At 69.3% G+C, this 23,070-nt stretch carries 22 protein-coding genes; 14 read left to right on the forward strand and 8 right to left on the reverse strand.

Features of this window, described 5'->3' with window-relative positions; all coding sequences use genetic code 11:
* Positions 1–2 precede the first annotated feature (2 nt).
* The 9 genes from ABDK56_RS10595 to ABDK56_RS10635 all read left to right on the forward strand — a co-directional run bounded on the left by ABDK56_RS10595 (position 3) and on the right by ABDK56_RS10635 (position 8,978).
* Positions 3–455, forward strand: a complete 453-nt coding sequence (locus tag ABDK56_RS10595) for a MaoC family dehydratase (RefSeq protein WP_349808241.1) — start codon at positions 3–5, stop codon at positions 453–455.
* Positions 452–1,288, forward strand: coding sequence for an HpcH/HpaI aldolase/citrate lyase family protein (locus tag ABDK56_RS10600; RefSeq protein WP_349808242.1), 837 nt, complete (start codon positions 452–454; stop codon positions 1,286–1,288). The genes ABDK56_RS10595 and ABDK56_RS10600 overlap by 4 nt, the downstream gene beginning before the upstream one ends.
* 18 nt (positions 1,289–1,306) lie before the next feature.
* A complete protein-coding gene (locus ABDK56_RS10605; RefSeq protein ID WP_349808243.1) occupies positions 1,307–2,356 on the forward strand; it encodes an NAD(P)-dependent alcohol dehydrogenase in 1,050 nt (349 codons plus the stop codon).
* Positions 2,353–2,808, forward strand: coding sequence for a DUF3833 family protein (locus tag ABDK56_RS10610; protein WP_349808244.1), 456 nt, complete (start codon positions 2,353–2,355; stop codon positions 2,806–2,808). Before ABDK56_RS10605 ends, ABDK56_RS10610 begins: the two co-directional genes overlap by 4 nt.
* Before the next feature lie 64 nt (positions 2,809–2,872).
* The gene (locus tag ABDK56_RS10615) at positions 2,873–4,504 is read left to right on the forward strand and encodes an MFS transporter (RefSeq protein WP_349808245.1); all 1,632 of its coding nucleotides are present in this window, start codon (positions 2,873–2,875) and stop codon (positions 4,502–4,504) included.
* A gap of 105 nt (positions 4,505–4,609) precedes the next feature.
* Positions 4,610–4,984: a BlaI/MecI/CopY family transcriptional regulator gene (locus ABDK56_RS10620; protein ID WP_349808246.1), complete on the forward strand. Its 375-nt coding sequence runs from the start codon at positions 4,610–4,612 to the stop codon at positions 4,982–4,984.
* A complete protein-coding gene (locus ABDK56_RS10625) occupies positions 4,984–6,621 on the forward strand; it encodes a M56 family metallopeptidase (protein WP_349808247.1) in 1,638 nt (545 codons plus the stop codon). The genes ABDK56_RS10620 and ABDK56_RS10625 overlap by 1 nt, the downstream gene beginning before the upstream one ends.
* A gap of 73 nt (positions 6,622–6,694) precedes the next feature.
* The gene (locus ABDK56_RS10630; RefSeq protein ID WP_349808248.1) at positions 6,695–6,817 is read left to right on the forward strand and encodes a hypothetical protein; all 123 of its coding nucleotides are present in this window, start codon (positions 6,695–6,697) and stop codon (positions 6,815–6,817) included.
* A gap of 160 nt (positions 6,818–6,977) precedes the next feature.
* Positions 6,978–8,978: a TonB-dependent receptor plug domain-containing protein gene (locus tag ABDK56_RS10635; RefSeq protein WP_349808249.1), complete on the forward strand. Its 2,001-nt coding sequence runs from the start codon at positions 6,978–6,980 to the stop codon at positions 8,976–8,978.
* Positions 8,979–8,985: 7 nt separating this feature from the next.
* Here ABDK56_RS10635 and pgl read toward each other — a convergent pair whose 3' ends face one another.
* The 3 genes from pgl to ABDK56_RS10650 are packed head-to-tail and all read right to left on the reverse strand — an operon-like array spanning position 8,986 to position 11,956.
* Positions 8,986–9,687 (reverse strand): 6-phosphogluconolactonase, encoded by a 702-nt coding sequence (gene pgl / locus ABDK56_RS10640; RefSeq protein ID WP_349808250.1) that lies wholly within the window; start codon positions 9,685–9,687, stop codon positions 8,986–8,988.
* Between the two features lie 8 nt (positions 9,688–9,695).
* On the reverse strand, positions 9,696–11,153 hold the full coding sequence (gene zwf, locus ABDK56_RS10645; protein ID WP_349808251.1) for a glucose-6-phosphate dehydrogenase: 1,458 nt from the start codon (positions 11,151–11,153) through the stop codon (positions 9,696–9,698).
* A gap of 56 nt (positions 11,154–11,209) precedes the next feature.
* On the reverse strand, positions 11,210–11,956 hold the full coding sequence (locus ABDK56_RS10650) for an energy transducer TonB (RefSeq protein WP_349808252.1): 747 nt from the start codon (positions 11,954–11,956) through the stop codon (positions 11,210–11,212).
* A gap of 150 nt (positions 11,957–12,106) precedes the next feature.
* On the opposite strand from ABDK56_RS10650, the gene hppD reads away from it, so the two are divergent.
* The 3 genes from hppD to fahA are packed head-to-tail and all read left to right on the forward strand — an operon-like array spanning position 12,107 to position 15,716.
* Positions 12,107–13,147 carry a 4-hydroxyphenylpyruvate dioxygenase gene (hppD, locus tag ABDK56_RS10655; RefSeq protein WP_349808253.1) on the forward strand — a complete coding sequence of 347 codons (1,041 nt, stop codon included), beginning with the start codon at positions 12,107–12,109 and terminating at the stop codon, positions 13,145–13,147.
* The gene (gene hmgA, locus ABDK56_RS10660) at positions 13,144–14,418 is read left to right on the forward strand and encodes a homogentisate 1,2-dioxygenase (protein WP_349808254.1); all 1,275 of its coding nucleotides are present in this window, start codon (positions 13,144–13,146) and stop codon (positions 14,416–14,418) included. Before hppD ends, hmgA begins: the two co-directional genes overlap by 4 nt.
* Entirely contained in the window at positions 14,415–15,716 is a 1,302-nt protein-coding gene (gene fahA, locus ABDK56_RS10665) for a fumarylacetoacetase (RefSeq protein ID WP_349808255.1), read from the forward strand. Before hmgA ends, fahA begins: the two co-directional genes overlap by 4 nt.
* Here the strand turns inward: fahA and ABDK56_RS10670 are convergent.
* Positions 15,713–16,432 carry a CPBP family intramembrane glutamic endopeptidase gene (locus ABDK56_RS10670; RefSeq protein WP_349808256.1) on the reverse strand — a complete coding sequence of 240 codons (720 nt, stop codon included), beginning with the start codon at positions 16,430–16,432 and terminating at the stop codon, positions 15,713–15,715. The two genes, fahA and ABDK56_RS10670, sit on opposite strands and share 4 nt — an antisense overlap.
* A gap of 101 nt (positions 16,433–16,533) precedes the next feature.
* Between ABDK56_RS10670 and ABDK56_RS10675 the strand changes: the two genes are divergently transcribed.
* Entirely contained in the window at positions 16,534–16,893 is a 360-nt protein-coding gene (locus ABDK56_RS10675; protein ID WP_349808257.1) for a Rieske (2Fe-2S) protein, read from the forward strand.
* Here the strand turns inward: ABDK56_RS10675 and ABDK56_RS10680 are convergent.
* Entirely contained in the window at positions 16,890–17,414 is a 525-nt protein-coding gene (locus ABDK56_RS10680; RefSeq protein ID WP_349808258.1) for a gamma carbonic anhydrase family protein, read from the reverse strand. The genes ABDK56_RS10675 and ABDK56_RS10680 overlap by 4 nt on opposite strands.
* Positions 17,401–18,804 (reverse strand): RNB domain-containing ribonuclease, encoded by a 1,404-nt coding sequence (locus ABDK56_RS10685; RefSeq protein ID WP_349808259.1) that lies wholly within the window; start codon positions 18,802–18,804, stop codon positions 17,401–17,403. The genes ABDK56_RS10680 and ABDK56_RS10685 overlap by 14 nt, the downstream gene beginning before the upstream one ends.
* Before the next feature lie 60 nt (positions 18,805–18,864).
* Here ABDK56_RS10685 and acs point away from each other — a divergent pair, with 60 nt between their 5' ends.
* Entirely contained in the window at positions 18,865–20,814 is a 1,950-nt protein-coding gene (gene acs, locus ABDK56_RS10690; protein ID WP_349808260.1) for an acetate--CoA ligase, read from the forward strand.
* Here acs and ABDK56_RS10695 read toward each other — a convergent pair.
* Positions 20,800–22,017, reverse strand: coding sequence for an MFS transporter (locus tag ABDK56_RS10695; protein WP_349808261.1), 1,218 nt, complete (start codon positions 22,015–22,017; stop codon positions 20,800–20,802). The two genes, acs and ABDK56_RS10695, sit on opposite strands and share 15 nt — an antisense overlap.
* The gene (locus ABDK56_RS10700) at positions 22,014–23,066 is read right to left on the reverse strand and encodes a LacI family DNA-binding transcriptional regulator (RefSeq protein WP_349808262.1); all 1,053 of its coding nucleotides are present in this window, start codon (positions 23,064–23,066) and stop codon (positions 22,014–22,016) included. The genes ABDK56_RS10695 and ABDK56_RS10700 overlap by 4 nt, the downstream gene beginning before the upstream one ends.
* Between the last annotated feature and the right edge of the window lie 4 nt (positions 23,067–23,070).

Consider the following 23,070-nt stretch of genomic DNA (forward strand, 5'->3'; position numbering starts at 1 on the left):
GCATGGCTGGACGCTTCTTCGACGAATGGCAGGTTGGCGATCGCCTCCGCCACGACATCACCCGCACCGTCACCGAGACCGACAACCTGTTGATCTCGACGCTGACCCACAATCCCCAGCCGCTCCACCTCGACCACGAGGCGGCCAGGGAAAGCGAGTTCGGCAGGCCGCTGGTCAACAGCTGCTTCACCTTTTCGCTGCTGGTCGGGGTTTCGGTCGCCGACACCACGCTCGGCACGCTGGTCGCCAACCTCGGCTATGACGAGGTGCGCTTTCCCAAGCCGGTGTTCGTCGGCGACACGCTGACCTGCGAAAGCGAGGTGACCGGCCTGCGCGAGAGCAAGTCGCGGCCCGACGCGGGGATCGTCACTTGGGAGCATCGCGCGATCAACCAGCGCGGCGAGACGGTGTGCACGATGAAACGATCGGCGCTGCTCCGGAAGCGCCCGGCGTGACCCTTGCCCCGCCGCGAAGCTGGCTGTTCGTGCCCGCGGACAGCGAGAAAAAGGTCGCCAGGGCGATCGCCTCCGACGCCGATGCGCTGATCTTCGACCTCGAGGACAGCGTCGCGCCCGACCGCAAGGCGGGCGCGCGCGAATTGCTCAAGGCGCTCGACGAGCGTGAGGGCGGCCCGCGCTGGTGGGTGCGGATCAACCCGCTTCGGACCGAGGACCATCGGCTCGACCTCGACCTCATCGCGCGCGGCGACATCGAGGGGATCGTCTTGCCCAAGGCCGAGAGCGGGACGGACGTCACCGAGCTTGCCCACCGCACCGGCAACATCCCGATCCACGCGATCGTCACCGAGACCGCCGCGAGCCTGTTCGGGCTGCTCAGCTATCGCGACACCAGGGCGCCGCTCGCGGCGATGAGCTGGGGCGCCGAGGATTTGAGCGCGGCACTCGGCGCGTCGTCGAAGCTCGGCGCCGACGGCGGCCTCGCCTTCACCTATCGCCTCGCCCGCTCGCTGACGCTGGCGGGCGCGATCGCCGCCGGGGCGCAGCCGGTCGACGGCGTGTTCACCGACTTCCGCGACGAAGAGGGCCTGCGCGCCGAAGCCGAGGCCGCCGCCGCCGAGGGCTTCACCGGCAAGCTGGCGATCCACCCGGCGCAGGTCGCGATCATCAACGCCGCCTTCACGCCGAGCGCCGATCAGGTCGCCGAGGCACAGGCCATCGTCGACGCCTTCGCCGCCGCCCCCGATGCGGGCGTGCTGTCGGTCGGCGGGAAAATGGTCGACCGGCCGCATCTGATTCAGGCCCGGCGCGTTCTGTCACGATCCATCTAGCCAAGGGGGACGACCCACATGCCTACGCAAGCCCGCGGTTGGGGAACCGACGCCGCCGACCAGCCCTTGAAGCCGATCGATTTCGAACGGCGCGACCTCCGCCCGACCGACGTCGCGATCAAGATCACTTATGCCGGCATCTGCCACAGCGACCTCCACACCGCGCGCAACGACTGGCATGGCACCAAATACCCCGTCATCCCGGGGCACGAGATCGTCGGCCGGGTGACCGACGTTGGACCTGAGGTTACCAAGCACAAGGTCGGCGACGTGGTCGCGGTCGGCTGCATGGTCGACAGCTGCATGGAATGCGACCAATGCACCGAGGGCTGGGAAGTCTTCTGCCGACAGGGCTGCACCCAGACCTACAACAGCCCCGACCGGCACACCGGCGAGATGACCAAGGGCGGCTATTCGGATCATATCGTCGTTCGCGACCATTTCGTCTGCAAGGTGCCCGCGGGCATGGACGAGGCGCGCGTCGCGCCGCTGCTGTGCGCGGGCATCACCACCTATTCGCCGCTTCACCAGTACAAGGTCGGCAAGGGCAGCAAGGTCGCGGTGATCGGCCTCGGCGGGCTGGGCCACATGGGGGTGAAGATCGCCGCCGCGCTCGGCGCGCACGTCACCATGATCACCACCACACCGGAAAAAGGCGAAGACGCGCGCAAGCTCGGCGCGCACGACGTGATCGTGTCGACCGATCCTGAACAGATGAAGGCTGCGGCGACGCGGTTCGACTTCATCCTCAATACTATCCCGGTCAGCCACGAGATCGACGGCTACCTCAACCTGCTCGGGCGGTCGGGGCGGATGGTGATCGTCGGCGCGCTGAACCCGATGCCGGGATTCACCGGCGCGCAGCTCATCTTCTGGAACCGCGCGGTCGGCGGATCGGCGATCGGCGGCATTCCCGAGACGCAGGAAATGCTCGACTTCTGCGCCGCCAACGACGTCTATCCCGAGTGCGAGACGATCGCCATGAACGAGGTCAACGACGCCTACGAGCGGCTGCTCAAGAACGACGTCCGCTACCGCTTCGTCATCGACATGAGCCGCGGGCTATGATCGCGCTTGCGCTGCTCCTCGCCGGGCAGGCGGCGCCGTTCGACCCGATCCGCTTCTTCGCCGGGCGCACCCACGGCGACGGGCAGCTCAAGGAAATCCTGAAGTCGACCCACGACGTCAAGGTCGACAGCCTCGGCCGGGTCGACCGGACGGGGATGCTGACGCTGACCCAGCGGATCGCCGAGGAAGGCCAGCCGCCGCGGATCCGCTACTGGCGGCTGCGGCGCGCAGGGACCAATCGCTATGTCGGGACGCTGACCGACGCGACCGGGCCGGTGGCGGCGTGGATCGACGGCCCCTCGCTGCACATCAAGTACAGGATGAAGGGCGGGCTCGACGTCGACCAGTATCTGACCCCGATGCCCAGCGGGAAGGCGGTCGACAATCGCATGACCATCCGCAAGCTCGGTCTCGTCGTCGCCAACATGCGCGAATATATCTTCAAGCGCTGACCCGCTTGCCTGCCCCGCGCGGCTCGCTAGGGTCGCGGCAAACGAGGATTTCGGGGGACGAAGCATGGCCGGCACCGGCAACGGGTCGATGGCGCGGGTCATTACCGCCAGCAGCGCGGGCACCGCGTTCGAATGGTACGACTTCTTCATCTTCGGGTCGCTGACCCCGATCATTTCGAAGATATTTTTCGCCGGGCTCGACCCGACCCCCGCGCTGGTCGCCGCGCTGGCGCTGTTCGCGGTCGGCTTCGCCTTCCGCCCGCTGGGGGCGATCCTGTTTGGCGCGATGGGCGACCGGGTCGGCCGCAAGGCGACCTTCCTCGTCACCGTCAGCCTGATGGGCGGGGCGACCTTCGCGATCGGGCTGCTTCCGACCTATGCGATGGCGGGGCTGCTCGCCCCGGTCCTGCTGATCGTCCTGCGAATCTGCCAGGGCACCGCGCTGGGCGGCGAATATGGCGGCGCTGCGATCTACGTCGCCGAGCACGCCGAGGACCGCAAGCGCGGGGCAGCGACCGGGTGGATCCAGGCCTCGGCCTCGTTCGGGCTGCTCGCCGCGCTGCTGGTGATCTTCGTCACCCGCAGCCTCGTCGGCGAGGACGCGTTCGGCGCGTGGGGCTGGCGGATCCCCTTTCTCTTCTCGGCGGTGCTGCTGGCGATCAGCGTGTGGATGCGCACCACGCTGAACGAGAGCCCGGCCTTCGCCAAGCTGCGCGAGGAAGGCGCGACCACCAAGACCCCGCTGCGCGAGGCCTTCGCCGACCCCAGGAGCCTGCGGCAGGTGCTGATCGCCTTTTTCGGGATCATGTGCGCGCAGGGGGCGGTCTGGTACTTCACCTTTTTCTACCTGCAGGTGTTCCTCGAAAAGACGCTCGGCCTGCCCGGCGCGACCAAGGACATGCTGCTGATCGTGATGACGCTCGCCAGCGCGCCGCTCTACGTCCTGTTCGGCGCACTGAGCGACCGGCTCGGGCGCAAGCCGGTGATGGTCGGCGGGATGCTGCTCGCGCTGCTGCTCTATTTCCCCGGCTCGCACTGGATCGCCGAGGCCGCCAACCCCGCGCTCGCCGTCGCGCAGCGCACCACCCCGGTGGTGGTCGAAACCGACCCCGCGACCTGTTCGAGTCAGTTCGATCCGACCGGCACCGCCAAGTTCAGCAGCGCCTGCGACCTTGCCAAGGCGGCGCTGGTGACGCGCGGCATCGGCTATTCGACCCGCGCCTCGGCCGACGGCCAGACCCGCGTCCTGGCGGGAAGCGTCGCTGTGCCGGTCGCCGGGGCGAGCGGCCAGCCGGGCCCGGCGGTCAAGGCGGCCAAGACCAAGGCCGCCGACGCGATCAACGCCGAGCTGGCGGGCGCGGGCTATCCCAAGTCGGCCGATCCGGCGGCGATCGACTGGGTCAAGCTGGTCGGCACGCTACTGCTGTTCGTCGTCGCGGCGACCGCGCTGTACGGCCCGCAGGCCGCCGCGCTGGTCGAGATGTTCCCGACCCGCGTGCGCTACACCGCGCTGTCGCTGCCCTATCACTTCGGCACCGGCTGGGTCGGCGGCTTCCTGCCGGTGACCAGCTTCGCGATCGTCGCCGCGACCGGCAACCCTTACGCGGGCCTGTGGTATTCGGTGATCTTCACCGCGATCAGCGTGGCGGTGACGCTGCTGCTGGTGCGCGAGACGAGCGGCGAATCGATTAGCTGAACCGCCGTTCGTCGGTTCGTCGAAAGACCGGCCTGAGCGCAATTCTGCCTCTTGCGCCGGCGCTACAAATGTAGCACACTACAAATGTAGCGTGAGGAGATTCGCATGCTGAACCAGTTGCCGCCGCGCGAGCGCCAGATCGTCGACCTGCTCTACCAGCGGGGGCCGATGGCCGTCGCCGACCTGTGCGAGGCGCTGCCCGACCGGCTGTCGGGCTCGGCGGTCCGCGCGATGCTCAAGCGGCTCGAGGACAAGGGCGCGGTCGCGCGCCAGGACAGCGATCGCGGCTATCTTTATTCGCCGACGCTGCCCGAGACCAAGGCGAGCGAGACCGCGCTGAGCGCGATCGTCCGCACCTTTTTCAACGGCTCGGCGGCCAGCGCGGCGAGCGCGCTGCTCGGCATGAGCGAAAAGATGGACGCCGCCGAGCTCGACGAGCTCGAAGCGATGATCGCCCGCGCCCGCAAGGAGACGAAGTGATGAGCCTGGTCCTGTCGCTGGCGGTCAAGTCGCTGCTCGTCGCGGGCGTGACGCTCGCCCTCCTCGGCCTGATGCGTGGCGCCTCCGCCGCGCAGCGCAGCTTCCTCGCCCATGCCGGGCTGGGCGCGCTGCTGATCATGCCGATTACCGCCCTGCTGCTGCCGACGCTGGCGATCGAGACCCGCCTGCTCGGCAGCGAGGCGGCGGTGGCCGACGTCCCGGCCGCCGCCGCCGTCGTCGTCCCGGCGCATGTCCCCGCGCGGGTGGCGGAGCGGATCGCCGCCCCGCCGTTCGCGCCGGCGAGCCTCGACATTGACTGGGGCCTGCTTGCCTATCTGCTTCCCGCCGCGCTGCTCGCCGCGGTCACGCTGGTCGCGGTCGTTCGCCTGTTCGCGCTGCGGGCGAAGGCGCGGGTAATCGTCGAGCCGCAATGGCTCAGCGCGCTCGCCCACGCCCAGCACCGAATGAACTTCAAGAGCGGCGCGGCGCTGCTGGTCAGCGACGCCCTGCCCTCGCCGATCAGCTGGGGCCTCGCCCGCCCCGTCATCCTGCTCAGCGAGGAGGCGGTGACCCGCACCGGCGAGGCCGAGGCGATCATCGCCCACGAGCTCGCCCACGTCGCCTCGTCCGACTGGGCCAAGCTGATCCTCGGCCGCCTCGTCACCGCGCTCTACTGGTTCAACCCGCTGGTGTGGCTGCTGGTGCGCGACGCCCACCAGTTGCGCGAGGAAGCCGCCGACGACGCGGTGCTCGCCGCCAACGTCGCGGGCGCCGACTATGCCGCGCTGCTGGTCCACACCGCGCGCCACGACTGCAAGGCGGCGATGCTCGCCGCGCATGGGGTCGCCCCGGGCAAGAGCTCGCTCGGTCGCCGGGTCCACCGGGTGCTCGACCGAAGCCTGCCGCGCACCCGGATGGAAGCGCGCTGGGCGGTAACCGGCGCGCTGGTCGCGCTGCTCGGCGTCGCCCCGCTCGCCGCACTGACGCTCACCCCGAAAAAGGCCGAGACGCCGGTCGCGGCGGCGCGGCCGGTCACGCCGCTCCCCCGGGTCGCGGTAAGCACCGACGTCGCCCAGCTCGCGCCGCGTGACCGCGCCGCGCTCGCCGACGGCGGGGTCGACGCGGTCGCGATCGACGGTCCGCCCGACAATCCCCACGTCACCGTCAACGGCAAGGAACTCGCCGCCTACACCCGCGACGCGGTCGGCAACGCGATGCGCGGTGCGCCGATCGTCGACGAGGATTACCGCCGCGAGATCGTCCGCGCCTATCCGCCCTTCGCCTCGGCCCCCGACCAGGCGCTATTCAGCCTGCGCGCGGTCGACGGCGACGGCGACACGCTGCGCGAGCTGTGGCGCGCGGGCTATCGCGACCTCAGCGTCGGCCAGGCGGTCGGGGCGATCGCCGCGGGGGTCGACGCCGACGCCATCGCCGACCTCGCCGCCGCGGGCTGCCGCAACATCCCGATCGGGACGCTGACCGGGATGGTCGCGGCGGGGGTCGACGGCGACATGGTGCGCGAGAGCGGGGGACGGTGCAGCCCCTCGATCATCGGCGATCGCGCCCGGCGGCAGGCGATGCAGGCGCTGCGCGCCGTTCCGCCAACGCCGCCCGTCCCGCCGATCCCGAACCGCTAGTCCCACCCGAAATCGCCCGGTGCCCGGCCCGCCATGCCGCGGGCGACGCCCCCGGCTTGCCTGGAGAATGTCGATGACCCGAAGCCTGATTCTCGCCGCCGCCCTGCTGTCCGCCGCGATCGCGGTGAGCAGCGCCTGCCTCCCCCGCGACCTCCGGCTCGCGCCGCTCGCCTACGCCCAGCCGACCATCGTCTGATCGCCGCCGCTCGCCGGCCTGCCGGTGCCGTTCGTCGGATCGTCGAACGCCGCTCGCGTTCGCCCTCGATCCGGTGTCTTACACGAATAATACACAGGGGTTTTTTATGCGCTCGTCCGCTTCCATCCTTCTCGCCTCGGCGGCTCTCTGCCTAGCCGCCATGCCCGCCAGCGCCGAGACCGCGCCAGTCGAGAAGCACGTCTTCACCCCCGCCGACTTCGCCCGGTTCGCGCCCAAGACCGCCTACGACATGATCACCGAGCTGCCGGGCTTCTCGCTCCAGCAGGCGAGCAGCGATCGCGGGCTCGGCCAGGCGAGCGAGAATGTGCTGATCGACGGGCAGCGGGTCGCCAACAAGTCGGGCGGCGCGATCGCCGACCTCAAGAACGTCCCCGCCGCCTCGGTGGTGCGGATCGAGATCGTCGACGCCGCCTCGCTCGGCATCGCCGGGCTCAGCGGACAGGTCGCCAACGTCATCGTTAGGAAGAGCGGCGGCGCGCACGGGCAGGTCGAATATCGCGTCGACCTGCGCCCCTATTACGCGCACCCGAACCTCTATCGCGGCTCGGCGAGTGTCACCAAGACCTTCGGCCCGGTCGAAGCGACGCTGTCGGTCAACAGCCAGGCCAATCGCGGCGCGTTCGGCGGCCCGGGCGACAATATCTACGACGCCGACGGTCAGCTGGTCGAAGCACGGACGCTGCGGCTCTATTCGGACAACGACCACCCGGTATTCACCGGCAAGTTCAAGATCGACGGGCCGGGCTCGTCGGTCGGCAATTTCTCCGCCGCCTACACGCCCTTTTGGACGGTCTTCGGGCTCAACGAGCGCCGCATTCGCAGCGACGGCGATAACCGCACCCGCGACACCCACGAGACGGTCAAGGGCTATGCCGTCGACTTCAACGGCGATTATGAATTCGCGCTCGGGCCGGGGCGGCTCAAGCTGATCGGCGTCCGCCATTTCGAACACGACCCCGACCTCACCGTTCAGCGCACGCGCTTCGACAGCGGCGCGCCCGACCAGGGCATCCGCTTCTTCAGCGACGGCCGGTCGAGCGAAACGGTGGCGCGCGCCGAATATGGCTGGGCCACCGGCCCCAACCACTGGCTGGTGACCGCCGAGCGCGCGGTCAACACGCTTGACCTCACCGGCACGCTCGACACGCTCGCGCCCGACGGGACGTTCACCCCGGTCGCTTATGCCGCGGGCAGCGGGCGGGTGAACGAGCATCGCTACGAGGCGACCGCGACGCTTAGCCGCGCGCTGTCGAACAAGCTCGACCTGCAGCTCGTCGCCGGGGCCGAGGTGTCGCGACTGGCGCGGCTCGACGGGGACCTGCCCGCGCGCCATTTCTTCCGTCCGAAGGGGAGCATTTCGCTGGCCTGGCGCCCGGCCAAGGGCTGGGACGCGGCGCTGAAGGTCAGCCGCCAGGTCGGCCAGATCCGGTTCGGCGACTTCCTCGCCTCGCCCAACCTCACCGCCGACCGCGAGAATGCGGGCAACCCCGACCTCGTCCCGCCGCAGACGTGGGAGATCGCGGGCGAGGCGGGGCGCGACCTCGGCCGCTGGGGCAAGACCCGGCTCAAGCTGTTCTACGATCGGATCGACGACATCGTCGACATCATCCCGACCCCCGACGGCGGGCAGGCGATCGGCAACCTCCCGCGCGCGTCCCGCTATGGGGCGGAGACGATCAGCACCTTCCAGCTCGACCCGGCGGGCTGGCGCGGGGCCAAGGTCGACGTCGACATTTCATGGTCGCACAGCCGGGTCGAAGACCCGCTGACCCACCAGATGCGGCCGATCAGCGGCGACAATCACTGGTCGGGCAGCGTCTCGCTGCGTCACGACGTGCCCCACAGCAAGATCGCGTGGGGCGCCGAGGTCGATTTCCAGAAAGCCTACCCCTATTATTACCTCAACGAGGTCGGCAACGAATGGGAAGGCCCGGTCTTCACCAGCCTGTTCGTCGAGCACAAGGACCTGCTCGGCTTCACCGTTCGCGCCGACGTCATCAACGTCCTCGCGCCCGGGCGGCATTTCTTCAACCGCACCGTCTACCAGGGCTATCGCGACCGGTCGCCGATCGCCTTCATCGAGCGCGAGAACGTCAAGATCGGGCCGATCTTCCGGCTCGACCTCAAGCGGTCGTTCTAGCCGGCGTTCAGGGGCACCAGTGGATGTCGATCGGCTGTTCGGCCTCGGCCAGCACGCGGCCGATCGGGTAGCGCGACGACTGGCCGTCGGCGATCGCGCCCTCCAGCAACTGTTTCTTGGCTTCGCCGGTCAGCACGATCATCAGCGTCCGCGCCGACAGGATCGCCGCGCGGGTCAGCGTGACCCGCGCCATCGGCGCCTCGGGCGGCAGCGGATCGGGCATCACCCCGACCATCCGCCGCGCCTTTGGAGCATTGAGCGCGTCCTCGTAATCGGGGCCGGGGAAGATCGAGGCGGTATGCCCGTCCCCGCCCATACCGAGCCAGACGAGGTCGGGCGGCCACTTGAGATCCTGGAGCCGCGCGTCGGCGCTGTTCCCGGCAAGCCGGTAGTCGGCGATGTCGCCGGTCACCGGCACCACCCGCGCGCCCGACTTCAGGAAAGTCTCGGCGAGCGCGCGCGCGTTGCTGAGCTTGTCCTGAAGCGGCACCAGCCGCTCGTCGCCGGGAATGATCGTCACCCGCTTCCACGGCAGCTTGGCCTCGGCCAGCTTGCGGTAGATCGGGCCGGGGGTCGATCCGCCGGCGAGCGCGAGCAGCGCCTCGCCCCGCGCCTCGACCGCCGATTCGATGATGAACCCGACGTCGCCCGCGACCGCCTCGGCCATTTCCTCGGCCGAGTCATAGTCCCACCATTCGGCCTCAATCATGCCCCACCTTAATCATGCCATTGCCTTCCGTCTCGCTCGGTAAGGGCGATCGAGGCCGACGGGCCCCAGGTTCCCGCCGCATAGGTCGCCACGTCCATCGCCGCCGCGTTGAACGCCGCGCGCACCCCGTCGACCCAGGTCCACTGCGCCTCGACCTCGTCGCGGCGGACGAACAGCATCTGTCGCCCCTCGATCAGGTCGAGCAGCAGACGTTCGTAGGCGATCCGCTTGCGCGTGTCGGCGAAGGCGTTGGCGAGCCCCAGGTCGAGCGGCACTTCGCGCAGGCGGATGCCGTCGCGGTCGAGGCCGGGGGTCTTGGCCATCACCATCATCGAGATGGTCTCGTCGGGCTGGATCGAGATCAACAGCTTGTTGGGCTTGGCGACCGCGCCCATCTTGGCGAACATCGAGTGGGGGACGCACTTGAACTGGATGTAGATCTCGGTCGTCCGCTCGGGCAGCCGCTTGCCGGTGCGGATGTAGAAGGGCACATCGGCCCAGCGCCAGTTGTCGATGTTGAGCTTGAGCGCGGCGAAGGTCTCGGTGCTCGACGGCTTGCCGAGCTCCTCGACGTACGACGCCGCCTTCTCGCCGTCGGCCATGCCCTTGCCGTACTGGCCGAGCACCAGCGACTTGCCGACCGTCTCCTTGGTCATCGGGCGGAGCGAGCGCAGCACCTTGACCTTTTCGTCGCGGATCTCGGTCGCGTCGAAGTCGGCGGGCGGCTCCATCGCCACCAGCGCGACGAGCTGGAGGATATGGTTCTGAACCATGTCGCGAAGCGCGCCCGCGCCGTCGTAATAGCCTGCGCGGCTTTCCAGCCCGACCGTCTCGGCGACGGTGATCTGGACATGGTCGATATGCGCCGCGTTCCACACCGGCTCGAAGATCGAGTTGGCGAAGCGCAGCGCGAGCAGGTTCTGGACGGTTTCCTTGCCGAGATAATGGTCGATCCGGAAGGTGCGCTCCTCGGGAAAGGCCGAGGCGACCGCGTCGTTGATCTCGCGGCTCGAGGCGAGGTCGCTGCCGAGCGGCTTTTCGAGCGCCATGCGCACCGTCTCGCCGGTCAGCCCGACCCGCTTCAGCCCCTCGATGATCGGCTCGAACAGCGACGGGGCGGTCGACAGGAAGATGGCGAGCCCCTTGGACGCGTCGATCCGCTTCGACAATTCGTCGAAATGCTCGTCCTGCGTCGCGTCGAGCGTGACGTAGCCGAGCCGCTTGACGAACTCCTTCGCCTTGGCCTCGTCGTAGAAATCCTTCGGCACATATTGCGCCAGCGCCTCGAGCCCCGACTGCTGGAAGGCCGCGTCGTCGAGCTCGGACCGGGCGGTGCCGAGGATCTTGAGATCGGCGGGAAGCAATTCGTCGACGTGGAGCCCGTAAAGCGAGGGAAGCAGCATGCGGTGCGACAGGTCGCCGGTCGCGCCGAACAGCAGCAGGGTGGAAACGGTGATCGCGGTCATGTCGCCTTCCCTAACCCGCGTTCGCTGCGGTGCAACGGGCTAAATGCGATTCGCGGTCAATAAGGCGCCTGGACATAGCCGAACCATGACGCGACCGGGCGTCCGCTGCGGTCGAGCGCGGGGCGGAACAGCGCGTTCTGGCGAAGCAGCGCACAGGTCCACTGGTCGGCGACAGGGTCGCCGAACGAGCGCATGACGTCGCACTGGCTGATGCGCCCGTCGGCCTCGATCCGCAGCCGGGTGAAGATCCGCCCGTCGCGCGGCCAGCGCGCCTGCACCTGCGGCGGATATTGGCGTCCCGACACCTTGCGCAGGATCTGGCTGGGACTGGCGATGCCGCCGCCCCCGCCGCCATTGCCGTTGCCGTTGCCGCCCGCGCCGGTGCCGTTGCCGGCCCCGCCCGCCCCGGTCCCGGGGCCCGGCCGCTGCCCCGCGCCCTGCGTCGGCTGGACCCCAGCGGCGGGGGTCGGCGCGGTCTGGACCGGGGGCTTGACCGGAAGCTTGACCACCGGGTCGGGGCGCTTGATCTCGGCCGCCTGGCTCTTGAGGTTCTCGGGCGCGGCGCGGCCCGCTTCGTCCTTCGGCCTGGGCTTCTGCGCGGCGGCGGGCTTGGGCGGCGGCTCGGTCAACGGCGGCGGGGGCGGAACCTCTTTGACGTCGAAGATCTTGAGGTTGGGCTGCGGCGTGGTGAGGTCGATCGTCCCGGTCAGGTTGAGCAGCGCGAGGATGATGCCGACATGGATCAGCCCAATCCCGGCGATGGTCGCGATTCGATCGGCGGGGCGGGTCTCGGAGCGGTACACGCCGCGAAGAACGCCGCGTTTTTGCGACCGGTTCCGAAACGATCGTCCCGGCGCGGCGGTCGCCGTGACGGTCGCGCGGGACTTGCACCGCCGACGCCGGACGCGCATGGCCCTGACCCGACGACACAGGCAATTCAGGAGTGTGCATCGATGACGGTCAGCGCCGACAATCCGCTCGGCCTCGACGGGTTCGAGTTCTGCGAATTCACCTCGCCCGACCCCGCGGCAATGGCCCGCCAGTTCGAGCAGCTGGGCTTCGTCCCCACCCATCGCCACCCGACCAAGAACATCACCCGCTACAAGCAGGGCGGGATCAACCTGATGCTCAACCGCGATGCCGACGGGCGCGTCGCCGCCTTTCGCAACGCCCACGGCGCCTCGGCCAGCGCGATGGCGTTCCGCGTCGACGATCCCGCCGAGGCGCTCGACTGGGCGCTCTCGCACGGCGCCGAGCCGACCGAGGAGGACGATACCGTCATCAAGGGGATCGGCGGCTCCTACCTCTATTTCATCGCCAAGGGCAGCGACCCCTATGCCGACTGGGCCGAGTTCCCCGGCTGGGAGGAGGCCGAGGCGAAGAACAATGTCGGGCTCGAATTGCTCGACCATCTCACCCACAACGTCCAGCGCGGGCAGATGTCGGTGTGGTCGGACTTCTACAAGACGCTGTTCAACTTCGAGGAGCAGAAATATTTCGACATCAAGGGGCAGGCCACCGGGCTGTTCTCGCAGGCGATGATCGCCCCCGACCGCGCGATCCGAATCCCGCTCAACGAGAGCCAGGACGACAACAGCCAGATCGAGGAATATTTGCGCGAATATGGCGGTGAGGGGATCCAGCACCTCGCGCTGTCGACCTCGAACATCTACGAGACGGTCGAGAAATTGCGCGACCGCGGCGTCAGGCTGCAGGACACGATCGAGACCTATTTCGAGCTGATCGACAAGCGCGTTCCCGGCCACGGCGAGGATGTCGAGCGGCTCAAGAAGAACCGCATCCTGATCGACGGCAGCGTCGGCGACGAGGGCATCCTGCTGCAGATCTTCACCGAGAACCTGTTCGGCCCGATCTTCTTCGAGATCATCCAGCGCAAGGGCAACGAAGGCTTCGGCAACGGCAATTTCCAGGCGCTGTTCGAATCGATCGAGCTCGACCAGATCCGCCGCGGCGTTATCAAGGTCGACGCGTGAGCGACTATCTGACCGGCTTCGGTGGGCATTTTTCGACGGAGGCGGTGCCGGGCGCGCTTCCGCACGGGCGCAACAGCCCGCAAAAGCCGGCGTTCGGGCTTTACGCCGAGCAGCTCAGCGGCACCGCCTTCACCGCGCCGCGGCACGAGAACCGGCGCAGCTGGCTCTACCGGATGCGGCCGACGGCGGACCACCCGCCCTACGCGCGCTACGACGGCGCGAACCTGTTCGCGCCGGGGACGGTCGGCGAACCGCTTCCGCCCAATCGCCTCCGCTGGGACCCGCCCGAGCTTCCCGCCGGCACCGACTTCGTCGACGGGCTGGTGACGATGATGGCCAACCGGGACCCCGCCGACCTTACCGGGGTCGCGATCCACCTCTACCGCGCCGACCGCTCGATGGAGCGGCGGGTGTTCGTCGATGCCGATGGCGAGCTGCTGATCGTCCCGCAGGCGGGCGCGCTTCGCGTCCGAACCGAGCTAGGGCTGCTCGAGCTCGCCCCCGGCTGGATCGGCGTCGTCCCGCGCGGGGTGAAATTCCGGGTCGAGGTCGACGGGACCGCCACCGGCTACGTCGCCGAGAATCACGGCGCGCCCTTCCGCCTGCCCGAGCTCGGCCCGATCGGCAGCAACGGCCTCGCCAACGCGCGCGACTTTGAAACCCCGGTCGCGGCCTATGAGGACGTCGACGGCGACCACGAGGTCGTCCAGAAATATCTTGGCAGCCTGTGGTCGACCAAGCTCGACCATTCGCCGCTCGATGTCGTCGCGTGGCACGGCAATCTTGCCCCCTATCGCTACGAGCTGGCGCGGTTCAACACGATCGGGACGGTCAGCTTCGACCATCCCGATCCGTCGATCTTCACCGTCCTCACCTCGCCGAGCGAGACGCCCGGCCGCGCCAACGCCGACTTCGTGATCTTCCCCCCGCGCTGGATGGTGGGCGAGGACACGTTCCGCCCGCCCTGGTTCCATCGCAACGTGATGAGCGAGGCGATGGGGCTGATCCACGGCGCCTACGACGCGAAGGAGGGCGGCTTTGCCCCCGGCGGCCTGTCGCTCCACAACCTGATGAGCGGGCACGGCCCTGACGTCGAGGCGTGGCGCAAGGCGAGCGAAGCCGAGCTCAAGCCGCACAAGATCGACAACACCATGGCCTTCATGGTCGAAAGCTGCTGGCCCTATCGTCCGACCCGCTTCGCGCTCGACCGCGCGCAGCCGGATTACGACGCTTGCTGGGCTGATTTCCCCAAGGCGGAGCTGCCCCGATGAGCGCGTTCGACGACAGCCACGACCCGAAGCGGATCAGCTGGGTCGAGAGCGCGAACGGCCACCCGCTGTTCCCGATCCAGAACCTGCCGTTCGGCGTCTTTTCGACCGACCGGCAGGAGGCCGACAAGCGCATCGGCGTCGCGATCGGCGAGAGCATTCTCGACTTGAAGAGCCTGGCGAAGAGCGCGCTGCTCGACGAGCATTGGCGGCTCGCGCTGTCGCTTCCCGCGCTCAACGCCTGGTTCGGACACGGTCTGGGCGACGCGCGCGCGCTACGCCTGCGGCTGTCCGAACTGCTCAGCGATCCGCAGGCCAAGGCCAAGGTCGAGGAGCATCTGGTCCCGGTCACAGAGGCGACGATGCACCTGCCCGCGCACATCGGCGACTACACCGACTTCTACGTCGGCATCCACCACGCCACCAACGTCGGCAAGCAGTTCCGCCCCGAAAATCCGCTGCTGCCGAACTATAAGTACGTCCCGATCGGCTATCATGGGCGGGCCAGCTCGGTGCGCGTGTCGGGGACCCCGGTGGTCCGGCCGATGGGGCAGCGCAAGGCACCCGACGCCGACGCGCCCGAATACGGCCCGTCGCGGCGGCTCGACTACGAGCTCGAGCTCGGCATCTTCATCGGCAAGGGCAATGCGCTCGGCGAGCCGATCCCGATCGGCGAGGCGGCCGGCCATATCGCCGGCTACTGCCTGCTCAACGACTGGTCGGCGCGCGACCTGCAGGCGTGGGAATACCAGCCGCTCGGTCCGTTCCTCGCCAAGAATTTCCTGACCTCGATCTCGCCGTGGGTGGTGACGCCGCAGGCGCTCGCGCCGTTCATGCGGCCGATGCCGCCGCGCCCCGAAGGCGACCCCGCGCCGCTCGCCTACCTCGCCGACCCGGCGGAGCGCGGCGCGCTGGGCATCAGGCTCGAAACGGTTCTCGTCACGCAACAGATGCGCGATCGCAGCCTTCCTCCCTACGTGCTCAGCGAGGGCGAGGCGGCGTCGGCGATGTACTGGTCGGCGGCGCAGATCGTCACCCATCACGCCTCGAACGGCTGCAACCTCCAGCCCGGCGACCTGATCGGCACCGGCACATTGTCGACCGACGATCCGCGCGGACTCGGCTCGCTGCTCGAGATTTCGCAGGGCGGCAAGGCGCCGATCACGTTGCCAAGCGGCGAGACCCGCAGCTTCCTCGAGGACGGCGACGAACTGACGCTGTCGGCACGTTGCGAAGCGCCGGGGGCGGTGCCGATCGGCTTCGGCTGGGTGTCGGGCCGGGTCGAGGGATTGGGCGGCTAGAAAAAGCTATTGCCGAAATTGACGAGGTTGTGCGCGGCGATCGGCCAGGCGAGCGAGCCCGACCGGGTCCGTAGCCACGCCAGCCCCGCGCCGAGCACGCCGGTGAGGAAAAAGGCCAGCGCGTCGACATGAAGCTGTCCGCTGGCCACCGCCACCCCGTGGCCGAGCGCGAAGAACAGGGTGACGAGCGCTTCGGCGAGCCCGAACGGCGCCCCGCCTCGGCGATCGGACGGGCCGACCGCCCGGACCATCAAGGCGAGCAGCACGCCGCGCAGGAAGAGTTCCTCGTCGATCCCGGGCATCGTCGCCTGGAACGCCAGCCGTTCGAGCGACAGGTCGCGCCCGTCGTTCGCCCACGCCTCGGCGCCCCACGACAGCGCGCACATCGCGGCGACGACGACGAGGCACGGCAGCGCCGATCCCGCCGCCTGGCGAAGCCGGAGCCCGGCCGCTTCGCGCCCGATCCAGCCGAGGATGAGCAGCAGGCTGAAGCCGATGGCGATCGCCTTGCCAACCCAGTTCCACTTGAGGCCCGACAGCGCGGGGATCAGGTCCTGCGCTTCCGAACCGACCACGATGACGAGGAAATAGGCCACCACCGCCGCCATCACCGCGGCGAACCAGCGGTAATCGATCGCCCGCCCGCCGCGCCGGAACGCGCCCGCGACGAGCGCGACGATCGCCAGTTGCAGCGCGATCGTCGCCGCCAGATCCACCATTGCCTATTTCCCCCCCGGATTTCGCTGCGCTCTTAGCGGGCGCGCGGCCGGCGGCAAGGGTCTTTGCCCCGCGCGCGACGCGGCGCTATCGCGGCCCGATGTCGTCCGCCCCGCTGTCCTCCACCCCGCCCGGGATCCGCCTCGGCCCGCTCGACCTGATCGCCGACGGCAAGGCGCGCAACTTCGTGATCGAGATGAAGGCAGGACGGTTCCACGGCTTCGTCGTCCGACGCGGCGGGGCGGTGCACGGCTATATCGACCGCTGCGCGCACATGGCGCTGCCGCTGGCCCAGCAACTAGACCAATATCTCACCGACGACGGCGCCTTCATCGAGTGCAGCTGGCACGGCGCGCTGTACGAGATCGACAGCGGCAGATGCGTCGGCGGCCCGTGCGTCGGACGCTCGCTGACCCGCTGGCCGGTGCGGGTCGAGGACGGGACGATCGTGACCGCCTAGCCGACCCGCGTCAGTCCCGCCGCATATTGCCGCGCCTTGTCGCGGTACAGCCGGGCCGAGGCGCGCAGAAGGTCGATCGCCCCGGCATCGAGCGTCCGCACCGTGCGCGCGGGCGCCCCGACGATCAGGCTCCCCGCGGGAAAGCTCTTGCCCTCGGTCACCAGCGCCCCCGCACCGACGATCGAGCCCGCGCCGATCGTCGCATGGTTGAGGATCACCGCGTTCATCCCGATCAGGCAGTCCGCGCCGATCGTGCAGCCGTGAAGGACGGCGTGATGGCCGATCGTCACCCCCGCGCCGATCGTCAGCGGCGCATCGGGATCGCTGTGGCCCATCACCCCTTCCTGGATGTTGGTCCCCGCGCCGATTTCGATCGTCGTGTTGTCGGCCCGGATGACGGCTCCGAACCAGACGCTCGCCTCGGCGCCGAGCGTCACCGCGCCGATCAGCTCGGCCGACGGCGCGACCCAGGCGTTTGCGCCAACCGTCGGAGCCTTGCCGCCGATCTCATACAGCGGCATCGGCGGCCCCTTCCGGCTCGAAGCGAAGTTCGCGGGTCGCCGGGTCGGCGCTCACAAGCCGCACCGTCAGGGCCTGCCCGGGCGCGGCCCCGGCAAGCGCCATCCGCGCGACCACCGGCTGGTCGCACAGCTGGATCCGCGTGCCGCGGTCGTCGACGTCGGTCACCACCGCGCCGAAAGTCTCGCCCTCGTGGCCTTCGAGCGCGACCGTCTCGGCGAGATCGATCACCGCCTTGTCGACCGCATTGCCCTTGTTCTCGGCGCGCGCCATCGCCTTGGGCAGCCGCGCGAACGCCGCCTGCACCGCGTCAGGCACCGGCTTGCCGTTCGCCAGCGCGAGCGCGGCGAGGCAGTCGTAACGGTCCCCCAGCCGGCGCAGCGGCGCGGTGCAGTGAAGATAGGCCGCCGCCATCGCCGCGTGCCACGGCGGGGCGTCGTCCTTCCACGCCGCGTAGCTCGCGCCCGGGCTGGCCTTGCGGATCGCGAGCATCAGCGCCGCCTGCTTGGGATCGGCGGGGTCGAGCCGGCGCTTGAGCGCGTCGAGCGTCTCGTCCTTCGACCAGTCGATCCCGAACGCCTGCGCGGTATGGCGAAGCCGCTTGACCGCGCTGTCCCACGGCTCGGGCATCACCCGGAACAGGCCGGTGTGATGAACGGCGAGCAGCTTCGCGACCGCAAGGTTGCAGGCAAGCGACAGCGAGGCATTGTCGTCCTCGCTCGCCTCGTGCGGGCGGAATTGGAGGCGGTAGCCGCCATTGTCGGGCACCACTTCCTGCTCGGGCGGGTCGGCGCGGGCGGCGCCGCGCGCGGCCTCGGCGACCATCACCCGCTTCGACAGCTCGGCGAAGCCCCGCGGCAGTTGGTCGGGGATGACCGCGTCGTAGGCGAGCTTCGCGCGGCTGCGGATCACCGCGCGCTCGACCCCGTCGAGACTCGCGGTGCCGTCGGGCGCGACCCGCACCGCGAAGACGATTGCGGGCTTGGCCGCGTCGGGCAGCAGGCTCGCCGCGCCCTCGCTCAGCACCGGCGGGTAGAGTCCGGCCTTGCCGTCGGGCAGGTAGAGCGTCTCGCCGCGCGCCCACGCCTCTGTATCGAGCGCCGAGCCGTCGTCGACGAAGAAGCCGACGTCGGCGATCGCGTAGGACAGGATCAGGTCGCTTCCCGCCGCCTGGATCGCAAACGCCTGGTCGAGGTCGCGCGAGGTCGCGGGGTCGAGCGTGACGAAGTCGACCCCGGTGCGGTCGGCATGGTCGGCGCCGGGGACGCGCTTCGCCGCCTCCTCGGCCTCGGCCTGCACCGCGTCGGGAAAGGCGGCGGGGACGTCATATTGCGCGCGGATCGCCGCGAGGCCTTCTGACAGCAGCTTGGCGGGATCGACCAGCGTCTTCATGGCCAGCGGCTATATCCATTCCGTGCCGAGGCGCTAGTGTCGCGCCGAGAGGAGCGCCCCATGGCCGATGCAGTTTACCCGGTTCCCGAACAATGGGCGCGCGATGCGCTGGTCGACCGCGCGCGCTACGACGCGATGCACGCCCGCTCGCTCGCCGATCCCGACGGCTTCTGGCGCGACGAGGCGAAGCGGATCGACTGGATGCGGCCATTCACCAAGGTGGACGAGAGCAGCTTCGACGAGGCTGACTTTGGTATCCGCTGGTTCGCCGACGGGACGCTCAATCTCGCCGCCAACTGCCTCGATCGGCATCTCGCGACCCGCGGCGACAGCGTCGCGATCGTCTGGGAACCCGATTCGCCCGACGCCGAGGGCCGCACCCTCACCTACCGCGACCTGCACGAACTCGTCTGCCGCTGCGCCAACGCGCTGAAGGCGCTCGGCGTCGCGAAGGGCGACCGGGTCACCATCTACCTGCCGATGGTTCCCGAGGCGGCGGTGGCGATGCTCGCCTGCGCGCGGATCGGCGCGGTCCATTCGGTGGTGTTCGGCGGCTTTTCGCCCGACGCGCTGGCGGGTCGCATCCAGGATTGCGACAGTAAGCTAATGATCACCGCCGATGAAGGCCGGCGTGGCGGCAAGCCGGTCCCGCTCAAGGCCAATGTCGACGAGGCGCTCAAGCATTGCGCGGGGGTCGAGCGCGTGCTCATGCTCCGCCACACCGGCGCCGAGGTCGGGTTCGTCGACGGTCGCGATATCGACTGGGACACGTTGCTCGACGCGCAGTCGGCCGATTGCCCGCCCGAGGAATTGGGCGCCGAGGACCCGCTGTTCATCCTCTACACCTCGGGATCGACCGGGAAGCCCAAGGGCGTGCTCCACACCACCGGCGGCTATGCGGTGTGGACCGCGATGACCTTCCAGTACGTGTTCGATTACCGCCCCGGCCAGGTCTATTGGTGCACCGCCGACGTCGGCTGGGTCACCGGGCACAGCTACATCGTCTACGGTCCGCTCGCCAACGGGGCGACGAGCGTCATGTTCGAAGGCGTCCCCAACTTCCCCGATGCCTCGCGCTTTTGGCAGGTGATCGACAAGCACAAGGTCGAGATTTTCTATACCGCGCCGACCGCGCTCCGCGCACTGATGCGCGAGGGCGACGAATTCGTGACCGGCACCAGCCGCGCCTCGCTGAGACTGCTGGGCACGGTCGGCGAGCCGATCAATCCCGAAGCCTGGGAATGGTATCACCGCGTCGTCGGCGAGGGTCGCTGCCCGATCGTCGACACCTGGTGGCAGACCGAGACCGGCGGGGTGATGATCTCGCCGTTGCCGGGCGCGATCCCGACCAAGCCAGGCAGCGCGACGCTGCCGATGTTCGGGGTCGAGCCGAAGCTTCTGACCGGCGAGGGCGAGCCACTCGAGGGCGCCGCGACCGGAAGCCTGGTCATCGCCCGCAGCTGGCCGGGCCAGATGCGCACCGTCTACGGCGACCACGAGCGCTTCTTCCAGACCTATTTCTCGACCTATCCCGGCACCTATTTCACCGGCGACGGCTGCCGCCGCGACGAGGACGGCTATTACTGGATCACCGGGCGGATCGACGACGTGATCAACGTCAGCGGGCACCGCATGGGCACCGCCGAGGTCGAAAGCGCACTCGTCGCGCACAGGCAAGTCGCCGAGGCCGCGGTGGTCGGCATGCCGCACGACATCAAGGGCCAAGGCATCTACGCCTATGTCACGCTCAACGCTGGCACCGAGGGCGACGAGCCGCTGCGCCGCGAGCTGGTGCAATGGGTGCGCAAGGAAATCGGGCCGATCGCGACCCCCGACGTGATCCAGTTCGCCCCCGGCCTGCCCAAGACCCGCAGCGGCAAGATCATGCGGCGGATTTTAAGGAAGATCGCCGAGAACGATACCGGCAACCTCGGCGACACCTCGACGCTGGCCGACCCGTCGGTGGTCGACAATTTGCTTGCCAACCGGCCGGGCTCAGCCGGGGCGTGACCCGCGCCGGTTGCGGTGGACCAGCAGCAGCAGGATCACCGCCGAACCGAGCGCGAAGATCGCGAGCAGGCCGAACAGCGTCGAATAGCCGAAGCTCGGGATGATCGAGGCGGCGAGCCACGGCATGATCAGCGACGGCGCGGTATTGGTCAGGTTGAACAGCCCGAGGTCGCGCCCGTGCGAGCCGCGACCGAGCACGCGGAAGGTCTGCGCCGAGTGTAGCGACAGGAACACCGTCGCGCTGACCCCGAACACGACGTAGGCCGCGGTCGCCTGCGTCACGCCGCTCGCCAGCGCCATTGCGCCGAGGGCGGTGGCGGCGACCAGCGCGCAGCCGATCAGCGGGGCGATCGGCCTGTGGTGGCGATCGGACCAGCGGCCGACCACCAATGCGACCGGGACCGAGGTCCCGACGACGACGCTGAACAGCCGGGCTACCGACCCGGTATCGCTCGCCGGGTCGATCGAACGGAAATAGAAATAGAGATAGGCGAACAGCGCCGCCTCGGCGATCTGCAGCAGTACCCGCGCGATCCACATCGCGACGATCCGGGATCGCGGGCGAGACGTCTCGGTCGCCTGCCGGTCGAGCAGCGGCGCGACGTCGCGCGCGGTGCCCGCCGCGGCGAGCGCCGGGACGACGCACAGCACGACCAGCACGCCGACGAGGAACAGCCGTCCGTCGGGGCTGGCGAGCCCGCTTATGGTGACCAGCGCGCCAGCCGCCGACCCGAGCGCGGGGGAGAAGGCGAGCAGCCCGCCGAGCGACCCGAGCTGGGCGGGCGGGACCTGATCCGCCGCCCACGCCGCGAGCGGGGCGAGCATCATGTTGAGCGACAGTTGCCAGACGACGATCAGGACGAGCAGCGACAATGGGCTGGTCGCGAGCGGCACCAGCGAGAGCAGGCCGACGGTCACCAGCAGGCCGACCGCGATCCAAGGCACGCGCCGCCCGCTGAGGTCGCTAAGCCAGCCGAACACCACCCCGCCGACGCTCGCCGCGATCGCCCCGGTGAACGACATGTAGGCGAGCCAGCGGACCGGCTCGGGGGTCATCAGCTCGATCCGCGCGGGCAGCAATATGGTCAGGAACGGGACGTAGGCGACCGCCCCGCCTGCCCAGGCGAGCGCGTAAAGCAGCAGGAACAGCGTCGGCTGGCGCGTCGGTTCGGCGACGTCCGCGGGATCGGCCCGCAGGTTCATCGCGCCGGGCCGGCGGTCGACTGACGCGCGACCAGCCGCGACGGCACCACCAGCGGTTCGTCCGGAACCGGCTCGCCGCGAAGGCAGCGGATGATCGATTCCATCGCCAGCGACGCGGTCTCGGCGACCGGCTGGTCGACCGCGGTCAGCGACGGCTGGCTGAAGGCGACGATCGGCGTATTGTCGAAGCTGACCACCGACAGCCGGTCGGGAACCGCGATCCCCATCTCCGCCGCCACCGCCATCGTTGCCAGTGCCATGCGATCATTGCTGGCGATGATCGCGGTCGGCGGCTCGGCGCGGGTGAGCAGCCGACGCGCGGCCTGTTCGCCCGATTCGTAACTGAAGTCGCCCTGTTCGAGCAGCGCATGGTCGGCGAGGCCACGCCGCGCCATCTCCTCGCGCCACCCGTCGATCCGCCACCCGCTCAGCGAATATTCGCTCGACCCCGCGATCAGCCCGATCCGGCGGTGCCCAAGGTCGGCGAGGTGCGCGGTCGCCAGCGCCGCCGCGCCTCGGTCGTCCATCGTCATCGCGATCCCCGGCCCCGGCGCGACCGAGCCGATTCGCGCGAACACGATCCCCGCCTCGTGCAGCAGGTCGGTGATCTGCTTGTTCTCCGAATGCGGCGGGGTCAGGATCACCCCGTCGGGCTGGAGCGAGGCGATGGTCGCGCGAAGCTCGCGCTCGACATGGTCGTCTTGGGTATCGACCAGCTCGAAGATCAGGCGGTAGCCATATTCGGCGCCCTTGAGCATCCCGCCGAGCAGCATCTGGTCGACCCAGTCGGTGCCCTGCCGCTCGCGCCAGTCGGCGATGGTGCGGTCGCGGTCGTTGAGCGCGAGGATGATGTAGGAGCGCGAACCGCTCAGTCGCTGCGCCGCGATCGACGGGACATAGCCGAGCTTGTCGATCGACGCCTGGACGCGCTGCTGCATCTCGGGGCGGACGTTGGGCTCGTTGTTGATGACCCGGCTGACCGTCTGCAGGCTGACGCCCGCATCGGCTGCGACATGGCGAATGGTGACCTGCTGCCTGCGACGTCCCATGACC

Origin of the sequence: Sphingomonas sp. ASV193 (assembly GCF_040203355.1) — a bacterium.
Classification (GTDB): Bacteria; Pseudomonadota; Alphaproteobacteria; order Sphingomonadales; family Sphingomonadaceae; genus Sphingomicrobium.

What these genes read in the sequence shown, in the direction of transcription:
- ABDK56_RS10635 (WP_349808249.1), top strand. Translation starts at nt 6,978, where the DNA reads ATGCCCGCCAGCGCCGAGACCGCGCCAGTCGAGAAGCACGTCTTCACC.
- fahA (WP_349808255.1), top strand. Translation starts at nt 14,415, where the DNA reads ATGAGCGCGTTCGACGACAGCCACGACCCGAAGCGGATCAGCTGGGTC.
- ABDK56_RS10685 (WP_349808259.1), bottom strand. Translation starts at nt 18,804, where the DNA reads ATGAAGACGCTGGTCGATCCCGCCAAGCTGCTGTCAGAAGGCCTCGCG.
- ABDK56_RS10695 (WP_349808261.1), bottom strand. Translation starts at nt 22,017, where the DNA reads ATGAACCTGCGGGCCGATCCCGCGGACGTCGCCGAACCGACGCGCCAG.
- ABDK56_RS10595 (WP_349808241.1), top strand. Translation starts at nt 3, where the DNA reads ATGGCTGGACGCTTCTTCGACGAATGGCAGGTTGGCGATCGCCTCCGC.
- ABDK56_RS10630 (WP_349808248.1), top strand. Translation starts at nt 6,695, where the DNA reads ATGACCCGAAGCCTGATTCTCGCCGCCGCCCTGCTGTCCGCCGCGATC.
- ABDK56_RS10605 (WP_349808243.1), top strand. Translation starts at nt 1,307, where the DNA reads ATGCCTACGCAAGCCCGCGGTTGGGGAACCGACGCCGCCGACCAGCCC.
- ABDK56_RS10625 (WP_349808247.1), top strand. Translation starts at nt 4,984, where the DNA reads ATGAGCCTGGTCCTGTCGCTGGCGGTCAAGTCGCTGCTCGTCGCGGGC.
- pgl (WP_349808250.1), bottom strand. Translation starts at nt 9,687, where the DNA reads ATGATTGAGGCCGAATGGTGGGACTATGACTCGGCCGAGGAAATGGCC.
- ABDK56_RS10620 (WP_349808246.1), top strand. Translation starts at nt 4,610, where the DNA reads ATGCTGAACCAGTTGCCGCCGCGCGAGCGCCAGATCGTCGACCTGCTC.
- ABDK56_RS10700 (WP_349808262.1), bottom strand. Translation starts at nt 23,066, where the DNA reads ATGGGACGTCGCAGGCAGCAGGTCACCATTCGCCATGTCGCAGCCGAT.
- zwf (WP_349808251.1), bottom strand. Translation starts at nt 11,153, where the DNA reads ATGACCGCGATCACCGTTTCCACCCTGCTGCTGTTCGGCGCGACCGGC.
- ABDK56_RS10675 (WP_349808257.1), top strand. Translation starts at nt 16,534, where the DNA reads ATGTCGTCCGCCCCGCTGTCCTCCACCCCGCCCGGGATCCGCCTCGGC.
- ABDK56_RS10680 (WP_349808258.1), bottom strand. Translation starts at nt 17,414, where the DNA reads ATGCCGCTGTATGAGATCGGCGGCAAGGCTCCGACGGTTGGCGCAAAC.
- ABDK56_RS10610 (WP_349808244.1), top strand. Translation starts at nt 2,353, where the DNA reads ATGATCGCGCTTGCGCTGCTCCTCGCCGGGCAGGCGGCGCCGTTCGAC.
- hppD (WP_349808253.1), top strand. Translation starts at nt 12,107, where the DNA reads ATGACGGTCAGCGCCGACAATCCGCTCGGCCTCGACGGGTTCGAGTTC.
- acs (WP_349808260.1), top strand. Translation starts at nt 18,865, where the DNA reads ATGGCCGATGCAGTTTACCCGGTTCCCGAACAATGGGCGCGCGATGCG.
- ABDK56_RS10615 (WP_349808245.1), top strand. Translation starts at nt 2,873, where the DNA reads ATGGCCGGCACCGGCAACGGGTCGATGGCGCGGGTCATTACCGCCAGC.